Genomic DNA, 16,264 nt, shown 5'->3' on the forward strand with positions numbered 1-16,264 from the left:
GCGCAAAGCGTACTATATTAATATATCAATAAGCACTACCCGTTATCGATAGCTATATGTCTAATGTAATTAAAAGCCCATCTATAGGGATGGTCAGTCTAGGTTGCCCAAAAGCACTGGTTGACTCTGAGCGCATTATCACTCAGTTGCGTAGTGAGGGCTACCAAATCTCTAATCAATACGACGGCGCAGATGCCGTTATTGTGAATACTTGCGGATTTATTGATTCTGCCAAGGAAGAATCATTAGAGGCGATCAGCGAAGCATTAGCACAAAATGGCAAAGTGATTGTGACTGGATGTATGGGTGTAAATTCTGAAGATCTTGAAGCTATCCCTAGAGAAGTGCTAAGTATTTCTGGACCTCAAGATGTTGATTCAGTGATGAATGCTGTGCGTCGATCTGTACCGATTGCTCATGATCCATTTATAGAGTTGTTGCCGCCGCAAGGGATTAAGTTAACGCCAAAGCACTACGCTTATATAAAAATTTCTGAAGGCTGTAATCACAAATGCACATTCTGCATTATTCCTTCAATGCGTGGGAAGCTGAAAAGTCGTCAGTTACATAATGTGATGGAGGAAGCAGAAAAGTTAGCTGAAGCTGGTGTTAAAGAACTATTAGTGATTTCGCAAGATACTAGTGCCTATGGCTTAGATATAAAACATGAGTCTCAATTGTGGCGTGGCAAGGTGTATAACAACACTATGTTAGATTTATGCAAAGCAATGGGTGAGCTTGGTATATGGGTTCGTTTACACTATGTTTATCCCTATCCGCATGTGGAAGATGTGATACCACTAATGGCGGATGGAAAAATTCTTCCCTATATTGATGCGCCTTTTCAACATGCAAGCTATGATGTTTTGAAACGAATGCGGCGCCCCGCCTCGAGTGATCGCACGCTAGAACAAATTCAACGCTGGCGGAAATTGTGTCCACATTTAGCAATACGCAGCACTTTTATTGTTGGTTTCCCGGGTGAAACCGATAATGATTTTGAACAGTTATTAACATTCTTAAAGCAGGCTGAGTTAGATCGTGTTGGCTGTTTTCAATATTCGCCAGTTGAAGGGGCAAAATCAAATCAGCTGGATGGCCAGCTCGCAGAAGAGGTTAAACAAGAGCGTTGGCATCGTCTTATGCAGCTGCAACAAGAAATAAGCGAAAATAAATTAGAAGAAAAAGTTGGATTAACTTTAGATGTGTTGATTGATGAGGTCACTGAAGAGCAAGCAATTGGTAGAAGCTATGCTGATGCTCCTGAAATTGATGGTACCGTGCAGATTTATAGCAACAAAGAAATTAAAGTAGGTGAAATTGTGCAAGTAGCGATAGAGGAAGCTACAGAGTATGATTTGATTGGCTCGCAAGTTTAAAGTTTGTATCAAAAAAAGTTCATATAAATTTCAAAAAATAGAAATCAGTAATCAATATACGGTTGTTATTTTTTACATGCTTAATTGCATATTAGTGTCGATCATCGATGCTTGAGTTCTAAGGCATGTGGAGCTCGTTTGTTAAAATGGCGTGCTTGGCCCAGTGCGCCATTTATATATAAGATTTAATTTTGCTATGTTAGCCGCACAAGTTTTTAGGTGAGAAATAACTCAATAATCTAATCCAACATAATATAGCTAAGGCCGTTTCTAAGTTTTGTCATTTATAGTTCAACTGATGTTCATCTATCTGTAGTAAGCAGGCAATAATATGATCGTGCATTTAGGCTCTGTCCTATAAGTATGACCAGATTGGTCTGCTGGTTTTCCAAATTCGGCGCATATATTTATGCGCCATTTTTTTATGAGCCTTATTGAGTTTTTAGTAATGAGGTATCTTAAGTATATGAGCATTCCATATATAAAGGAATAACGATACAATTTATTGAATTCAGCTTGCTATAATGTTGAATTGTGTACATTACTGGCTGAATGTACGGATAAGATGCATTGACGTGTTAAATGCCCGCGCTCTATAATGTATATACATTGTATATCTAGCAGTTCAGGACGATCAAACAATAATGAGCGATAAGAATAAGAATAAAACCAAAAACAAAGATAGTCAGCTAGTCATCCGTATCAATAAAAAAGAGCGTGATGAATTTGTGTCTCTATGTGAGGGTCTTGATACCAGTGCCGCAAGAGAGATACGGCGTTTTATTCGCGACTTCATTAAGCTGCATGACTAATTGTTGTCGCTTTTCATTACATAACTAAAATATTCTTTGCATGCCGTACTTTAAAAAAGATGCTTAAATTTCTGCATTGATGATCGAGTGTGATTTTTTTATGCACCTTGATGTGGCACACCGATATTGCACTTTCTCAGTACTCACAATTTAACTGGTTTTAATACCGCTAGAATAAAGAGATAATAGCAACCAGTAAGTATTATGTTGGATAATTATTCATCAGTCTATAGATAACGATAAGGAAACATTACATGGAAAAAATACCAGCCACGTTAATACCGGGTGATGGTATTGGCCCTGAGATTGTTAAAGCCACGCTTAAGGTGCTTGATGCTTTGGGTGCGTCTTTTGAATGGGATGTACAACAAGCAGGAGTTGCCGCTGAAACAGCTCATGGTGACCCATTGCCACAAACTACTATCGATAGTGTTCGCAAAACCAAGTTAGCATTAAAAGGACCATTAACTACACCAGTTGGAAGTGGATTTCGTTCGATAAATGTGCGATTGCGTGAAGAGTTTCAATTGTTTGCCAATGTGCGTCCAGCACGAAGCTTTTTATTAGGTGGAAGATTTGAAAATGTTGACCTTGTGCTTATCAGAGAAAATTTAGAAGGTCTTTATGTTGGTGTCGAGCATTACATTCCTATCGCGGGTGATCCTAAAGCAGTGGCAGAAGCTTCTGGGATTATTACTCGATATGGATGCACGCGTTTTGCTGAATTTGCATTTAATTGGGCAATTAAGAATAAACGTAAAAAGGTCACTATTGTTCATAAGGCTAACATTCTTAAGAAGTTGACAGGATTGTTTTTAGAAACAGCTACTGAACTTGGTAAAAAATATGAAGGTCAAATTGAGGTAGAAGAACGCATTGTTGATAATTGTGCTATGCAGTTAGTATTAAATCCAAATCAATTTGATGTATTAATTACTACTAATATGTTTGGAGATATACTTTCTGATGAAATTGCAGGACTGGTTGGTGGTTTAGGTCTAGCGCCATCAGCAAATATTGGAAAAGACGCATCTATCTTTGAAGCCGTGCATGGTTCAGCACCTGACATTGCTGGCAAGAAAATTGCGAACCCAACGGCGCTAATGTTAGCGGCTGCATTAATGTTAGATCATGTAGAAGAGTCTGAAAAAGCTACTAGTCTACGTGAAGCTCTAGATGCACAACTTAGAAGTGGTGAAGGCCTTACAGTAGATTTAGGCGGTACAGCTAATACAGAGGAGTTTGCGGATAATATTATTGCTCGCTTGTGAGTGATAAAATAAGAGATGTGAATTATATGTTTGTGGCCCTTGTGCCTAATACAACATCCTTTCCACGTAACTGTGTAAGTGTGGAGTGCCCGCCATGCAATATGACATCTTGTGAAAGAGAAGGTATTTCTTTGGCAATTGTTAACAGTATCTCTTCGCCTGTTCGGTTCTCATTGCTTGCAACTAATTCAACTAAACGCGCAGTCACTGGGTTCATTGCCATGAACCCAACTTTATCTTGCTGGTCTCGATAGACTAAAATAAATGTTGGTTGTTCAGGAGTAGTGTCCGGTTGAAAGTCCGGTTTGATTTTATGCACTGGATAATCGTAACGATTAAGTTGAACCAGCGGCGATAGTACTGGTATCTGCTTTAATAAATTACCTTCCTTATTAATATTGCTCCATTCAATTTCCGCATCAAGGAAAGACAACATTATCTCTAGCCACTCATAATGAGTTAGCTCCAATAGAAATCCTGGGTCTTCGGGCTGAGGTTCGCGTTCTTCATTTAGATAAATAAGAAATTCTTTAGATATGTCTTTAAAGTAAGGCGAATGACTTGTATGGGTGGAGAAAAAATCTCTTACCATCTTATGCCAGTCTTCATCGTTATAGAGTTTACGTGTAACTGGGAAACCGCTAGATAAAAATCCTTGAACGTTCTTATAGAGTAAGCCGCGATAGATTTCCATGCGACGATCTTCGATGTTAGCAGGAGCAGAATTCTTTTCAGGATCTCGCAAGTGCGCAGTAAATTCAAATTGAATGTCTTTAAAGTTATGCTCTGATTTAGGCATGAGCTGTCACCGCATTTTCAGTGGAGCCCCACTTTTTCTGTAGTTGGCAAATCTGATCAACCTCTTTCATTAATACTGGTAGTTCAGGGATATTAAAATCTCTTTCCAATAATGTTGGGAAAACACCAAATGTTTCATAAGCCGTATCTAGTATTGTCCACACTGATTCGATCACATCAGCACCGTGCGTATCCACGATCAAATCTTCATCCTCGTTGAAATGTCCTGCGATATGGCAGTATGTAATGCGTTCTTTAGGTAGTGACTGTAAAAAAGTAATTGGGTTGTAGTTGTGATTGACTGAATTGACGTAAATATTATTGACGTCTAGTAATAGCTCGCAATCTGCTTCATCTAATACCGCTTTGAGAAATTCAATTTCTTCCATCTCTTTACCTGGTGCGGCATAGTAAGAAGCATTCTCCATGGCTATGCGCTGCCCAAGAATATCTTGTACCTGTTTAATGCGGTCTGCGACGTAATGTACTGCTTCATTGGTAAATGGAATAGGCATTAAGTCATACAAGTGGCCTTGATCTGAGCAATACGTTAAGTGTTCTGTGTATTTAAGAATATTATGTTGTTGCATGAACTTTTTAATATCTTTAACTAATTCCAAATCTAGCGCAGTTGGTCCGCCTATAGATAAAGATAAGCCATGAGCGACAAAATCATAACGCTCAGTGTATTCACGGAAACGCTTGCCTAAACGTCCACCCATGCCAATCCAGTTTTCTGGTGCAACTTCCATAAATTTAACTTGTGTTGGATTCATTTCTAAAAGTTGTTCCATCATGTGGCCTCGTCTGAGTCCTAAACCGGCACCACTGACACAATATTCTTTACTCATTTTTCTATCCATAGAGACTAAGACTTCAAAATTATACTGTTAGTTCCTATAGTCTGGTTCCAGAGAATCGAGAGAGATAATAGTCAACGCTAAGGTATTTACCTGCTCCCATAAAGAAGAGTGCTAATAGCATAATGAAATAAGAGGCTGACACTTCGATGCCATTTTTTAAAATAGTGATAGATCCAGCTTCTGTTAAATACTTATAATTAGCATTTTTCTTTAATACGTCTTTAACAATTGTTTTGCGTTTATTACCTTCTTCAATGAGATCAGTCTTCCATTCCCAAGGAACAGTTTGTTTTGCTTCATGAAACTGATGCCAGCCATTGTCCCAATGTGCGGTAGTTGCCGCTACTACCATTGTGATCATGAGTGGTATAGCAAACCAGCGAACTGCAAAGCCAATTAATAGAGCAATCCCACCCAGAAATTCAGCGCCTCCTGATAGATATACCATTAAGGTTGGGAAAGGCAGTCCTAGCGAATGCTCAAACCATAATGCAGTGTTTGTTACGTCACCTAATTTTGAAAGGCCGGCATAAATCATAATCGGCGCTAAAAAAAGACGTAGTAAAAGCGGTGCTAAAAATTCTAAGGCGCGAAGTTTGTCAAAAATTGAATTGATGAAATTAATTATGCCCATAACGGCTTCTCCCAAGGTCTAGTTTATTTTTTTAAGTATGTACATATGTTCTTTCACTCGAATATAGTTCGTCTAAAGGAATGGATCTTCCTTGTGGGCTAACAATATAAGCGTGTTGTCTACGTAACTGACGTGGTTCCACTACCCCACACGAATGAGCTATTACTCCTACTTCATAGACCATGTTTTTAACGTAATTCCTTACACGTTCAGTTTTATTTTTAGGATCGAGTCCACTCTGTAGGTCTTTGTCATGTGTGGTGATACCAGTGGGACAGGTGTTTTTATTGCATTGCAACGCTTGGATGCAGCCAATTGAAAACATAAAACCTCGTGCCGAGGTAATAAAGTCTGCACCAGTTGCTAGTGCCCAAGCGACTTCTACAGGAGTCACTAATTTTCCTGAAGCGATCACTTTTATGCGATCACGTAGGCCATGTTGCTTTAATTTGTTGATCAGTAAAGGCAGACTCTGCTTGATTGGCAAGCCGACATTATCCATTAAACTCATTGGAGCAGCACCAGTGCCACCGTCTCCACTGTCTATTGTGATAAAGTCAGGTGCGATTTCAATGCCACGTTCATTAATGGTTTTGAATAAATCATCTAGCCAATCGCGTGCACCAATAACTGTTTTAAAGCCTACTGGCTTACCTGTTGTATCGCGTATGGTTGATAACATATCGAGTAACTCATCAATAGAATTGATATCAATATGTCTATTAGGGCTGATAGAGTCAGTGCCGACGGGTATGCCGCGGATATTGGCTATTTCTTCATTCACTTTTGCGGCAGGCAAAATACCACCTTTACCAGGTTTAGCACCTTGCGCTAATTTTAGTTCAAACATTTTAACCTGGCTATGAGATGCAACTGCTGCTAGCTTTTCTATATTGAGGTTTCCTTGATGGTCGCGCACACCATATTTTGCAGTGCCTATTTGAAAAACAATATCAGCTCCGCCTTCTAAGTGGTAAGGGGATAGACCGCCTTCGCCGGTATTCATCCAACATCCCGCTTCACGAGCACCATTAGATAATGCTAAAACTGCGGGTTTAGAGATGGCGCCATAACTCATTCCGGATATATTATAAATAGAGCGTGTGGTATAGGGATGCTTGCAATGCTGGCCGATAGTGACTTCACCAGGCTCAGCTGAATCAATACTTAACTTGGGAAAAGGGCAGTTTCCAAAAATAACTGTCCCAGGTTTATATAAGTCGCGAGTAGAACCAAAAGCAATAGTTGAGTCTATGTCTTTAGATGCTCGATATACCCATGTTCTTTCTGCTCTATTAAATGGTAGTTCCTCGCGATCCATTGCAAAAAAATATTGACGGAAAAATTCGCCCATGTGTTCGAAGAAGTAACGAAAACGGCCAATTACAGGATAGTTATGTCGAATTGCTTGTTTTGTTTGGGAGCGATCAATGACATATAGAACAGCAACAATAATGATGCCGGCTCCAATGATGAATATAAATAGGAACGCTAAGATTTCAAGAGTGGCTAATGCGAAGCCCGATAACTCATGCATCTCCATTTGGATTCTCCAACATATATGTCTGATGTCTTAGTATAGGTTAATCTTAGGTTAAAAAAACGGCGGGCCCTGTTAAGGGGTCCGCCGTTTAGGTGTTATAGATTCGATAAATGTATGAATCTAGAGCTGGTATCAATGTTGATACCTATGTGACTTAGTATTGCTTAGCTCTCGCCACATTTACCTTCGCCACATTTACCTTCGCCGCACTTACCTTCTTCGGCTTTTTCTTCACCACATTTACCTTCGCCGCACTTACCTTCGCCGCACTTACCTTCTTCGGCTTTTTCTTCACCACATTTACCTTCACCACATTTACCTTCGCCGCACTTACCTTCACCACATTTACCTTCGTGGCCATCTGCCACCATGTAGCCTGAAGAAAGCTCAGTTAGATCAAATGGATTAGCGTCAGCATTTGCTGTAGGCATCGCGATAACACCAGCTGTTAAAGCAACTCCTACTGCAGCTGCGATTGGCTTAAGTTCAAATTTCTTAGACATTTACTTTCTCCATGATTGGTTTGTAAAAAGGGTACTGCAAAATACTTTTGGATTATAACTTCCTTGCATTAGAGACCTTGTCTTAGGGCTTTATATTACAAGGGACTTGATTGAATTATTAACCTTATTAAAAATAAGGTTAATTGCTTACACATTTTAGAGTTGATAAAAACAGCTGAGTTCCGAGCTGAATCTTGTGAGTATGTGTCTATATAGATCAGGAAGACTTTTTACGGAATTCACATAGATCGTGAATTGTACAATCTCCACATTTGGGATTACGCGCAATGCATGTATAACGTCCATGTAGTATCAGCCAGTGGTGAGCATCACGCTTAAATTCTTCAGGCACTAGTCTTACTAGGCGTTTCTCAACTTCCAAAACGTTATTTCCTGGAGCAATACCGGTTCTATTAGACACTCTGTATATGTGTGTATCTACCGCGATCGTGGGATGGCCAAAAGCAGTATTTAGTACCACATTGGCTGTTTTGCGGCCAACACCGGGCAAGGCTTCAAGTGCTCGACGGTCTTCAGGTACCTGGCTTGAATGTTCATCAATTAAAATCTTACATGTTTTAATAATATTCTTGGCTTTAGTGTTATATAGCCCAATCGTTTTCACATAAGTTTTTAATTTTTTCTCGCCTAATTTATAAATTGCATCTGGAGTATTGGCGACTTTGTATAGTGGGCCAATAGCTTTATTAACACTGATGTCTGTCGCCTGTGCAGAAAGAATTACTGCAATGAGTAATTCAAACTCATTACTAAAGTTAAGTTCTGTCGTGGGATGTGGGTTCAACTCGCGTAAGCGAGTAAATATTTGTGTGCGTTTGGTCTTGTTCACATTAAATATGAATAATTATTTTTCTAAAGTGGAATTCTTTAGTGCTTGTAGTTTATCAGCGAGTTCATGTTTCTTGTTAGATAAAAAAGCAAGTTGCTGGAATTTCTTGTTTGCTAATCGTTGATCACGAATTTTTATGCGCTGCTTACTTTCACGAGTAAACATTTTCTTCGCAGTTTTGTATTTCAGCATATTTATGCCATAAGCGAATGTCTGAGAAAGTGGAATATTGCTTGGACATACCTTATCGCATTCGCCGCATTGTGTGCATGCAGTTAATGAATCTTTTTCTGCTTGATGGAATTTCTTGTTACGGATGTTTGCATATAAAGAGTCTGGATCTAATTTGCTTGGGCAGACAGGAACGCAGTCGTCGCAATGAATACAAGGTTTGTGTTCAGTGAAAAGAGGAGCCAAAGGTTCTACATTATCTAGTACGAAATTAGACTGCATTGAAATGCAATCAACAGGGCATGGCTTAATGCATAATTTGCAACCAGTACAAAATTGATTAATAACACTATGGAGTTGTTTTGATGCGCCTAAGATGGCATCAAATGGACAGGCTTTAATACATAGTGTGCAACCAATGCAGCGGTCTTCATCAATAACAGCAAGAGTTTTGCTATATGAGATCGCGTTTGATTCCATACATTAAATACTATTTGACTCGCATGCCTGGTGTGGCGCCATCGTCAGGATGAATTACAAATAATCCGCTGTCACTACCGCTGGCAGCAAGTACCATGCCTTCAGATAAACCAAAACGCATTTTGCGAGCTTTAAGGTTGGCTACCATGACGACGAGTTTGCCCTCCAAGTCTTCAGGCTTATATGCACTTTTAATGCCGGCGAATACATTCTTTTGTATACCACCAGTTGGTTCCCCAAGGTCTAAAGTGAGTTGCAATAGCTTATCTGCTCCCTCGACATGCTGTGCTTTTGCTATACGTGCAATACGTAAATCCAATTTTGTAAAATCATCAAATGAGATTTCATCGCTAATAGGATCGCTCGCTTTAGGTGCGGCGTCTTGTTTGGATTCTTCTATCATGGCGTCCACCACGTCTTTTTCGATGCGAGTGATTAAAGGTTTAAATTTGTTAATTGTGTGACCTGCAGGAAAAGGATCTCCATCAGCTAAGTCACTCCAGGTGATTTCGGTATTAAGAAATGCTTCAGACTTTTCTGCAAGCTGCGGCATGACAGGCTTTAAGTATCCAATTAGTAAATGAAACATGTTAATACCAAAGCTACATACTTGGTGGACTTCTTCTCTATTTGCCTCATCTTTAATGCGCTCCCAGGGTTTGTTTTTATCGATCACCTGATTTGCTGTATCTGCAATGGCCATGATAATTCGTATGGCCTCTGAGTATTTTCGATTTTCATAACACTCTTTGATGGCATCGCTACGGTTTACAGCTGCGTGGTAAGTTCCCTCTCCATCTTTAACGATAATATTGTCTGTCAGCTTCGCATCAAACTTTTTATATATAAAGCCCGCACAGCGACTGGCAATGTTGACTAACTTACCGACTACATCACTGTTGACGCGTTGTTGAAAGTCTTCAAGATTTAAATCAATATCAGAAACACCATCGTTTAATTTTGCAGCAAAGTAATAACGTAAGTACTCAGGCTGCAAATGATTTAAGTAAGTACGCGCTTTAATAAATGTACCGCGTGACTTAGACATTTTTTGTCCGTTGACGGTTAAGAAGCCATGACAGTAAACGCTAGTAGGTGTACGCCATCCTGAACCCATTAATGTTGCCGGCCAAAATAAAGTATGGAAGTAAGCAATATCTTTCCCTATAAAATGATATAGCTCGGTATCACTGTCGGGTTTCCAAAAAGAATTGAAATCTTCACCAGTCCGATCGCAATAATTCTTGAAGCTAGCCATGTAACCTATCGGAGCATCTAACCACACATAAAAATATTTACCAGGTGCATCAGGGATTTCAAAACCAAAATATGGTGCGTCGCGGGAGATGTCCCAATCTTGTAGTCCATCTTCAAACCATTCGGAAATTTTATTGGCAATTTCTGGTTGTAGACTGCCTGATTGTGTCCACTTTTTTAACGCAGATTCTAAGGTGCTGAGTTTAAAAAAATAATGCAGATTTTCTTTTTCTATCGGTTCCGCTCCACTAAGTGCAGAGCGCGGGTTGATCAAATCTGATGGAGTATAAGTTGCACCACATGCCTCGCAGTTATCGCCATACTGATCTTCCGTTTTACATTTTGGGCAGGTACCCCGTACAAAGCGATCAGGTAAAAATACTTTTTCTATAGGATCGAATAAATCGGTGACTGTTTTAGTGCTGATATAACCGTTACTTTGCAGAGCTTTAAATATGCTAGTTGCAAAGTATTTATTTTCTTCTGAATGTGTACTGTGGAAATTATCAAAATCGACGAGGAAATCGGCAAAATCCTGCTCATGCTCTTGTTTGGTTTTGGCAATCAGCTCCTCGGGTGTTATCTCTTCCTGTTGGGCACGAATCATGATTGGAGTTCCATGAGCATCGTCAGCACATACGTAGATGCACTGGTGGCCACACATTTTCTGAAAGCGCGCCCATACATCCGTTTGTATGTATTCGACGAGATGCCCTAAGTGGATAGAGCCATTCGCATAGGGTAAGGCGCTAGTAACTAAAATTCTTCGATTATTCACGAGTTTACAGAACAATTTGCTTGATGAGGGCGTACCTTACCAGCTTAGTAAAAGTGCGGCTAGATACATTACAACTAGCACTAATATCTCAATCAGGAGCTAGGAATAGGCCTGCTGGAGTGTTTAACTGCACGCCATTTTTAGAAAATTAGTTACCAAGAGGATTCACCCAATGGCAAGCGTTAGCCCACAGCAAGTAGAAGACACCCTAAAGACCATAGAAGACCCTAATGTAGGCAAGAATTTTGTTGCTGCTAAATGGGTAAAAGACATCAATGTGGATGGCGATAAAGTCACCATAACGATTGAGCTTGGCTATCCGGCTAAGAGCATGATTGAGGAAATCTCTGAAAAAATTGGCACCGAGGTGAGTAAGTTAGAGGGTGTTAAGGATGTTGATATTGTTATTGGTTGGAATATTCAGGCTCACGCAGTACAGAAAAGCCTTAAGCCGATGGAAAACATTAAGAATGTTATTGCCGTGGCATCAGGTAAAGGTGGTGTAGGCAAATCTACCACCGCAGTAAATTTAGCATTAGCACTTGCGGCAGAAGGCGCAAATGTAGGTATTCTTGATGCAGATATTTATGGCCCCAGTCAGCCCCGCATGCTGGGAGTGTCTGGCCAGCCAGAATCGAGTGATGGTAAAAGTCTTGAGCCAATGATGGGCCATGGTATTCAAGCAATGTCGATTGGCTTCTTAATCGATGAGGAAACTCCCATGATTTGGAGAGGACCAATGGTAACGCAAGCGCTTGAGCAGTTACTAAATGACACGCGTTGGAGAGATGTGGATTACTTAGTGGTTGATTTACCACCAGGTACTGGTGATGTGCAGTTAACTCTGGCGCAAAAAATTCCTGTAAGTGGTGCTGTGATTGTGACAACACCTCAAGACATTGCCTTGTTAGATGCGCGCAAAGGTTTGAAGATGTTTGAGAAGGTTGAAGTGCCTGTTCTAGGCGTGGTCGAGAATATGAGTTTGCACATCTGTAGCCAATGCGGTCATGAAGAAGCTATTTTTGGTGCTGGAGGTGGTGAGAAGATGGCTGATGAAAGCGATGTAGACTTGCTCGGTAAACTGCCGTTGGATATGAGTATTCGTCAGCAAGTCGATGGAGGTGAGCCAACCGTAATTGCGACACCTGATAGTCGTGTGAGCGAGATTTACAAAGAGATTGCACGCAAAACAGCAGCTAAATTAGCGGTGAAAAGTAAAGACTATAGTGCTAAATTCCCTAAGATTGTTATTCAGAATACATAATAACTATAAGGGGTCACTTAATGTTTCGTGCTGTCTCTAGCCTATTGTGCATCATACTGCTTCTTGTAGGGTGCTCGGGACCTTTATCAAAGCCACTCATTGAACCAAAAGTTCAAGTCCGTGGTTTAGAAATAACTGATGCTACTCTGGGTGGAATTGATGCCATTGTTACATTAGATATTGATAATCCCAACGATACTAGTTTGAGTGCACGTGGGCTGAGTTACGAATTATTTGTGTCTGGGAATAAATTAGTCACCGGACAAGATGACAACTCTATTTCTGTGCCTGCCTTTGGCCGCGAGACAATTGCGTTGCCTGTTAGATTATCTTACCTTGGTATTATCGAAGCATTACCAGAAGTGTTGAGGACAGGAAATGCTGATTACAATGTTAAAGGTAATATCAAGACTTCTATATTTAATTACCCTATTCCATTTTCTAAACAAGGCGATTTTAAATTGCCATTTGTATCGCCATTTAAATAATTAAACTTTATGTCGATTAAATCTGATCGCTGGATTCGGCGAATGGTTGACCAGCAAAAAATGATAGAACCTTTTGTTGATGGTCAAGTAAAACAAGTCAACGATGAAAAAATTATTTCCTATGGCACTTCTAGCTATGGGTACGATGTGCGTTGCTCAAATCACTTTAAGATTTTCACAAATATAAACTCTGCCGTCGTAGATCCCAAAGCATTTAACCCAGAAAGTTTCGTCGATTTTGAAGGAGATGTTTGTATTATTCCTCCTAATTCATTTGCACTTGCTAGCACTGTCGAATACTTTCGTATTCCTAGATCAGTTTTGACAGTTTGCTTGGGTAAGTCTACCTATGCACGATGCGGCATAATTGTGAATGTCACCCCTCTGGAGCCTGAATGGGAAGGTCACGTCACTTTAGAGTTTTCTAACACTACTCCATTACCTGCAAAAATTTACGCTAACGAAGGAGTTGCTCAAATGCTGTTTTTTGAATCTGATGAAGAATGTGAAACGTCTTACAAAGATCGTGGTGGGAAATATCAAGGGCAGACAGGGGTTACTCTTCCTAAGGCCTAGAGAATTTGTTGTATGCCTGCACGTAAGTTACAACAGTCAAATCTAAATCATCTAGATAAGATTATCAACACAGTTGCGCTTATATTTTAAGCCGCAATATAATTCTGCATGTATTAAATATAAGTCTTTTTTATTTGATTGCAATTAATTCTGCATGAGATTAGGGTGTTTGTAAGCTCATAATAAAGGACTAAGCTATGAAAAAAATTAAAGCTTGTGTTTTTAATGCTTATGGAACGCTATTAGATACTTATCTTCCATTTGAACAATATAAAGATCAACTAGGAGAAAACGCTTTAGTTATTTTCAAGCTATGGAGGTCGAAGCGTTTGCAGTATTCGTCCCAGCTAAGTTTGATGAATCGCCACACTAGTTACGACAAGATACGTAAATATGCCTTAGATTTTGCGTGCGATGTATATGGTGTTAAAGATGAGGGCGTTAAGGAAAATATTTTACAGTCCCATTCTAAGCTCGAAAGTTTTTCAGATGCCAGCGATGCATTAGCAAGTCTGAATAATAAAAAAATTGTTACCGCTGTATTATCAAATGGTGCACCAAAATCTCTAACCAGTGAATTAAAGAATGCCAATATAGGGCACTTGTTGGGACGTATATTTTCAACAGAACAGGTGCATGCATTTAAACCTGCACCAGTAGTTTATGAATATGTTGAGCAGCAGCTTGGATTGCCGGCTAGTAAAATTGCTTTTGTATCGTCAAACTCTTGGGATATAGTTGGTGCTGTTTCTTATGGATTCCATACGGTTTGGGTTAATAGAAATGAGCGTACACCTGAAAGACTTCCTTATGTTGCAGATAGCGAAATCAAATCTTTGAGTGAATTAGATACAGTCATCAGCACCTAGCTAATCCAGTTTCGATGCCCAGATTGCTAATCGATGGCGCATAGATTGCTGTGAAATTTGATCTTGAGGAATTGCTTGTATTACCTTGTCGTGTACTAGCAAACGATAAATATATTCTATTTTTTCACTGGCGGAGTCAGTCGCTTCAAACTCTACTACACCTCTATCTTCACCATACTTAACTCCAGCAGCAATTGCTTTTTTAACTAATTCTTTTTCATTTTTTAGTTTCTTCATTATGTTGCCTTGGTATGTAGCAATTAATTTTTAGCAAGTTATAAAAGTAGCCATGTCGCCAGACCAAGAAAAGCAAAAATGCCAACAACATCAGTAATTGTTGTAAGCATGACGCCGCCAGCAAGTGCAGGGTCGATACCATATTTTCTCAATGCTATTGGTATCAATACACCGGCTAAACCAGCGCACACTAAATTTGCCATCATCGCGAGTGCGATAATCCAGCCAAGCTGAAAATCTTGGAACCATAGAATGGCTATTATGGCGACAATCAAAGACCATAATAAGCCGTTAAGAACTCCTATACCAAGTTCTCTTATTAATAAAATTTTTGAGTTGGCTTTACCAATTTGTTTTAGCGCCAGTCCTCGAATTACTAGTGTGAGTGTTTGGCTGCCGGCAATACCTCCCATGCTGGCAACAACGGGGATGAGGACTGCAAGAACAATAATTTGTTCAAGAGTATGTTGAAATAAACTAATTACCCAGGCAGCTAAAAATGCTGTAAGCATATTGACTCCCAGCCATAATGCACGGCGACGTGTTGATTTGGTCACTGGAGCAAATAAGTCTTCTTCTTCAGTTAAACCGGCCATACTCATGATTGAGTGTTCGCCTTCTTCACGAATAACGTCGACCACATCATCAATAGTAATGCGACCGAGTAGTTTTTGATTATCGTCAATTACTGGTGCTGAAATTAAATCCAGGTGTTCGAATGTATGAGCCACATCTGTAGCACTGTCGTTAACTGATATGGGCTCAATGTTTTCTTGTAATAGATCCTGAACAATAGTAGATGTGTCATGGGTGAGCACGTCGGCAAGGGTGAGAGTGCCTATGTATTTTTCATAACGATCAACGACAAATAAACTATCAGTATGCGCAGGAAGATTTTTGCGCGAGCGTAAATATCTTAATACCACATCTAGACTAATTTCTTTACGTACAGTAACGGTATCAGTATTCATGAGACCGCCCGCACTATCTTCATCAAATGACAGTACTGATTCAAGTCGCTGGCGATCGCTGATATCTAAGTTGTTAAGTGCGGTATCAGTGACTGCACTTGGAAGATCCGCTAATAAATCGGCTAAGTCATCGAGATCGAGCCCTTCTGTTGCTGAGATTAGCTGCTCTTTATTCATGACCTCGATAAGGCCGCTACGAACTTCATCTACTACGTGAAGTAAGATTTCACCATCATCATCATGATCCAACATATTCCAAATGAACATGCGTTGCGATTGAGGTAACGATTCCAACAGGTGAGCAATTTCTGCGGGGTGGAATGCATTTAATATACGTCCAGCACGTTGCATTTCGCCTGAATTTAGCGCTTCTGTGATGACTTGAAGATTGTCACGTGCTTGTGTTTCTGGCATTTCGAATCCTTAATTGCACTTCTAGTGCATAGATTCGAACAAGTGTACCCGTTAGTAAAGCGAATGCAAAAAACGATTTATAAATTATTGGCGTTTAAATATTGCA

16 protein-coding genes and 1 pseudogene are annotated in these 16,264 nt (G+C 39.8%); 7 read left to right on the top strand and 10 right to left on the bottom strand.

All coding sequences use genetic code 11. The annotated features are described in order from the left end of the window. Window positions 1–56 precede the first annotated feature (56 nt). The 3 genes from rimO to R8G33_11025 all read left to right on the top strand — a co-directional run bounded on the left by rimO (window position 57) and on the right by R8G33_11025 (window position 3,462). On the top strand, window positions 57–1,379 hold the full coding sequence (rimO, locus tag R8G33_11015; protein MDW3096194.1) for a 30S ribosomal protein S12 methylthiotransferase RimO: 1,323 nt from the start codon (window positions 57–59) through the stop codon (window positions 1,377–1,379). A gap of 644 nt (window positions 1,380–2,023) precedes the next feature. Continuing rightward, window positions 2,024–2,191, top strand: coding sequence for a hypothetical protein (locus R8G33_11020; GenBank protein ID MDW3096195.1), 168 nt, complete (start codon window positions 2,024–2,026; stop codon window positions 2,189–2,191). Between the two features lie 254 nt (window positions 2,192–2,445). Beyond that, entirely contained in the window at window positions 2,446–3,462 is a 1,017-nt protein-coding gene (locus R8G33_11025) for an isocitrate/isopropylmalate family dehydrogenase (protein MDW3096196.1), read from the top strand. 22 nt (window positions 3,463–3,484) lie between these two features. Here R8G33_11025 and R8G33_11030 read toward each other — a convergent pair whose 3' ends face one another. The 8 genes and pseudogenes from R8G33_11030 to metG form a co-directional block, all read right to left on the bottom strand. Next, on the bottom strand, window positions 3,485–4,261 hold the full coding sequence (locus R8G33_11030; protein MDW3096197.1) for a putative DNA-binding domain-containing protein: 777 nt from the start codon (window positions 4,259–4,261) through the stop codon (window positions 3,485–3,487). Beyond that, window positions 4,254–5,111 (bottom strand): DUF692 domain-containing protein, encoded by an 858-nt coding sequence (locus R8G33_11035; GenBank protein MDW3096198.1) that lies wholly within the window; start codon window positions 5,109–5,111, stop codon window positions 4,254–4,256. Before R8G33_11035 ends, R8G33_11030 begins: the two co-directional genes overlap by 8 nt. A gap of 46 nt (window positions 5,112–5,157) precedes the next feature. Then, window positions 5,158–5,757, bottom strand: coding sequence for a DoxX family protein (locus R8G33_11040; protein ID MDW3096199.1), 600 nt, complete (start codon window positions 5,755–5,757; stop codon window positions 5,158–5,160). A gap of 31 nt (window positions 5,758–5,788) precedes the next feature. After that, window positions 5,789–7,294 (bottom strand): FMN-binding glutamate synthase family protein, encoded by a 1,506-nt coding sequence (locus R8G33_11045; protein MDW3096200.1) that lies wholly within the window; start codon window positions 7,292–7,294, stop codon window positions 5,789–5,791. Between the two features lie 170 nt (window positions 7,295–7,464). Next, the gene (locus R8G33_11050; GenBank protein MDW3096201.1) at window positions 7,465–7,803 is read right to left on the bottom strand and encodes a hypothetical protein; all 339 of its coding nucleotides are present in this window, start codon (window positions 7,801–7,803) and stop codon (window positions 7,465–7,467) included. Window positions 7,804–8,020: 217 nt separating this feature from the next. Further along, window positions 8,021–8,653, bottom strand: a complete 633-nt coding sequence (gene nth / locus R8G33_11055; protein ID MDW3096202.1) for an endonuclease III — start codon at window positions 8,651–8,653, stop codon at window positions 8,021–8,023. Between the two features lie 15 nt (window positions 8,654–8,668). Further along, window positions 8,669–9,277 (bottom strand): annotated as a pseudogene (locus R8G33_11060) (RnfABCDGE type electron transport complex subunit B). Window positions 9,278–9,314: 37 nt separating this feature from the next. Further along, a complete protein-coding gene (metG, locus tag R8G33_11065) occupies window positions 9,315–11,339 on the bottom strand; it encodes a methionine--tRNA ligase (GenBank protein ID MDW3096203.1) in 2,025 nt (674 codons plus the stop codon). Between the two features lie 172 nt (window positions 11,340–11,511). Here metG and apbC point away from each other — a divergent pair, with 172 nt between their 5' ends. The 4 genes from apbC to R8G33_11085 all read left to right on the top strand — a co-directional run bounded on the left by apbC (window position 11,512) and on the right by R8G33_11085 (window position 14,536). Next, window positions 11,512–12,603 (top strand): iron-sulfur cluster carrier protein ApbC, encoded by a 1,092-nt coding sequence (apbC, locus tag R8G33_11070; protein MDW3096204.1) that lies wholly within the window; start codon window positions 11,512–11,514, stop codon window positions 12,601–12,603. A 20-nt stretch (window positions 12,604–12,623) separates the two neighbouring features. Then, window positions 12,624–13,091 carry an LEA type 2 family protein gene (locus tag R8G33_11075; protein MDW3096205.1) on the top strand — a complete coding sequence of 156 codons (468 nt, stop codon included), beginning with the start codon at window positions 12,624–12,626 and terminating at the stop codon, window positions 13,089–13,091. Window positions 13,092–13,100: 9 nt separating this feature from the next. Further along, a complete protein-coding gene (dcd, locus tag R8G33_11080) occupies window positions 13,101–13,667 on the top strand; it encodes a dCTP deaminase (protein ID MDW3096206.1) in 567 nt (188 codons plus the stop codon). Between the two features lie 197 nt (window positions 13,668–13,864). Further along, window positions 13,865–14,536 (top strand): haloacid dehalogenase type II, encoded by a 672-nt coding sequence (locus R8G33_11085; protein MDW3096207.1) that lies wholly within the window; start codon window positions 13,865–13,867, stop codon window positions 14,534–14,536. On the opposite strand, the gene R8G33_11090 is transcribed toward R8G33_11085, so the two are convergent. Further along, window positions 14,537–14,773, bottom strand: a complete 237-nt coding sequence (locus R8G33_11090) for a DUF5062 family protein (GenBank protein ID MDW3096208.1) — start codon at window positions 14,771–14,773, stop codon at window positions 14,537–14,539. 38 nt (window positions 14,774–14,811) lie between these two features. Then, window positions 14,812–16,158, bottom strand: coding sequence for a magnesium transporter (gene mgtE, locus R8G33_11095; GenBank protein MDW3096209.1), 1,347 nt, complete (start codon window positions 16,156–16,158; stop codon window positions 14,812–14,814). Window positions 16,159–16,264: the final 106 nt, after the last annotated feature.

The sequence above is a fragment of the Gammaproteobacteria bacterium genome (genome assembly GCA_033344735.1).
Taxonomy (GTDB): Bacteria; Pseudomonadota; Gammaproteobacteria; order UBA4575; family UBA4575; genus UBA1858.

Bases quoted from the DNA above. Each gene is read 5' to 3' on its own strand.
- rimO (MDW3096194.1), top strand. From the start codon at position 57: ATGTCTAATGTAATTAAAAGCCCATCTATAGGGATGGTCAGTCTAGGT.
- R8G33_11020 (MDW3096195.1), top strand. From the start codon at position 2,024: ATGAGCGATAAGAATAAGAATAAAACCAAAAACAAAGATAGTCAGCTA.
- R8G33_11025 (MDW3096196.1), top strand. From the start codon at position 2,446: ATGGAAAAAATACCAGCCACGTTAATACCGGGTGATGGTATTGGCCCT.
- R8G33_11030 (MDW3096197.1), bottom strand. From the start codon at position 4,261: ATGCCTAAATCAGAGCATAACTTTAAAGACATTCAATTTGAATTTACT.
- R8G33_11035 (MDW3096198.1), bottom strand. From the start codon at position 5,111: ATGAGTAAAGAATATTGTGTCAGTGGTGCCGGTTTAGGACTCAGACGA.
- R8G33_11040 (MDW3096199.1), bottom strand. From the start codon at position 5,757: ATGGGCATAATTAATTTCATCAATTCAATTTTTGACAAACTTCGCGCC.
- R8G33_11045 (MDW3096200.1), bottom strand. From the start codon at position 7,294: ATGCATGAGTTATCGGGCTTCGCATTAGCCACTCTTGAAATCTTAGCG.
- R8G33_11050 (MDW3096201.1), bottom strand. From the start codon at position 7,803: ATGTCTAAGAAATTTGAACTTAAGCCAATCGCAGCTGCAGTAGGAGTT.
- apbC (MDW3096204.1), top strand. From the start codon at position 11,512: ATGGCAAGCGTTAGCCCACAGCAAGTAGAAGACACCCTAAAGACCATA.
- R8G33_11075 (MDW3096205.1), top strand. From the start codon at position 12,624: ATGTTTCGTGCTGTCTCTAGCCTATTGTGCATCATACTGCTTCTTGTA.
- dcd (MDW3096206.1), top strand. From the start codon at position 13,101: ATGTCGATTAAATCTGATCGCTGGATTCGGCGAATGGTTGACCAGCAA.
- R8G33_11085 (MDW3096207.1), top strand. From the start codon at position 13,865: ATGAAAAAAATTAAAGCTTGTGTTTTTAATGCTTATGGAACGCTATTA.
- R8G33_11090 (MDW3096208.1), bottom strand. From the start codon at position 14,773: ATGAAGAAACTAAAAAATGAAAAAGAATTAGTTAAAAAAGCAATTGCT.
- mgtE (MDW3096209.1), bottom strand. From the start codon at position 16,158: ATGCCAGAAACACAAGCACGTGACAATCTTCAAGTCATCACAGAAGCG.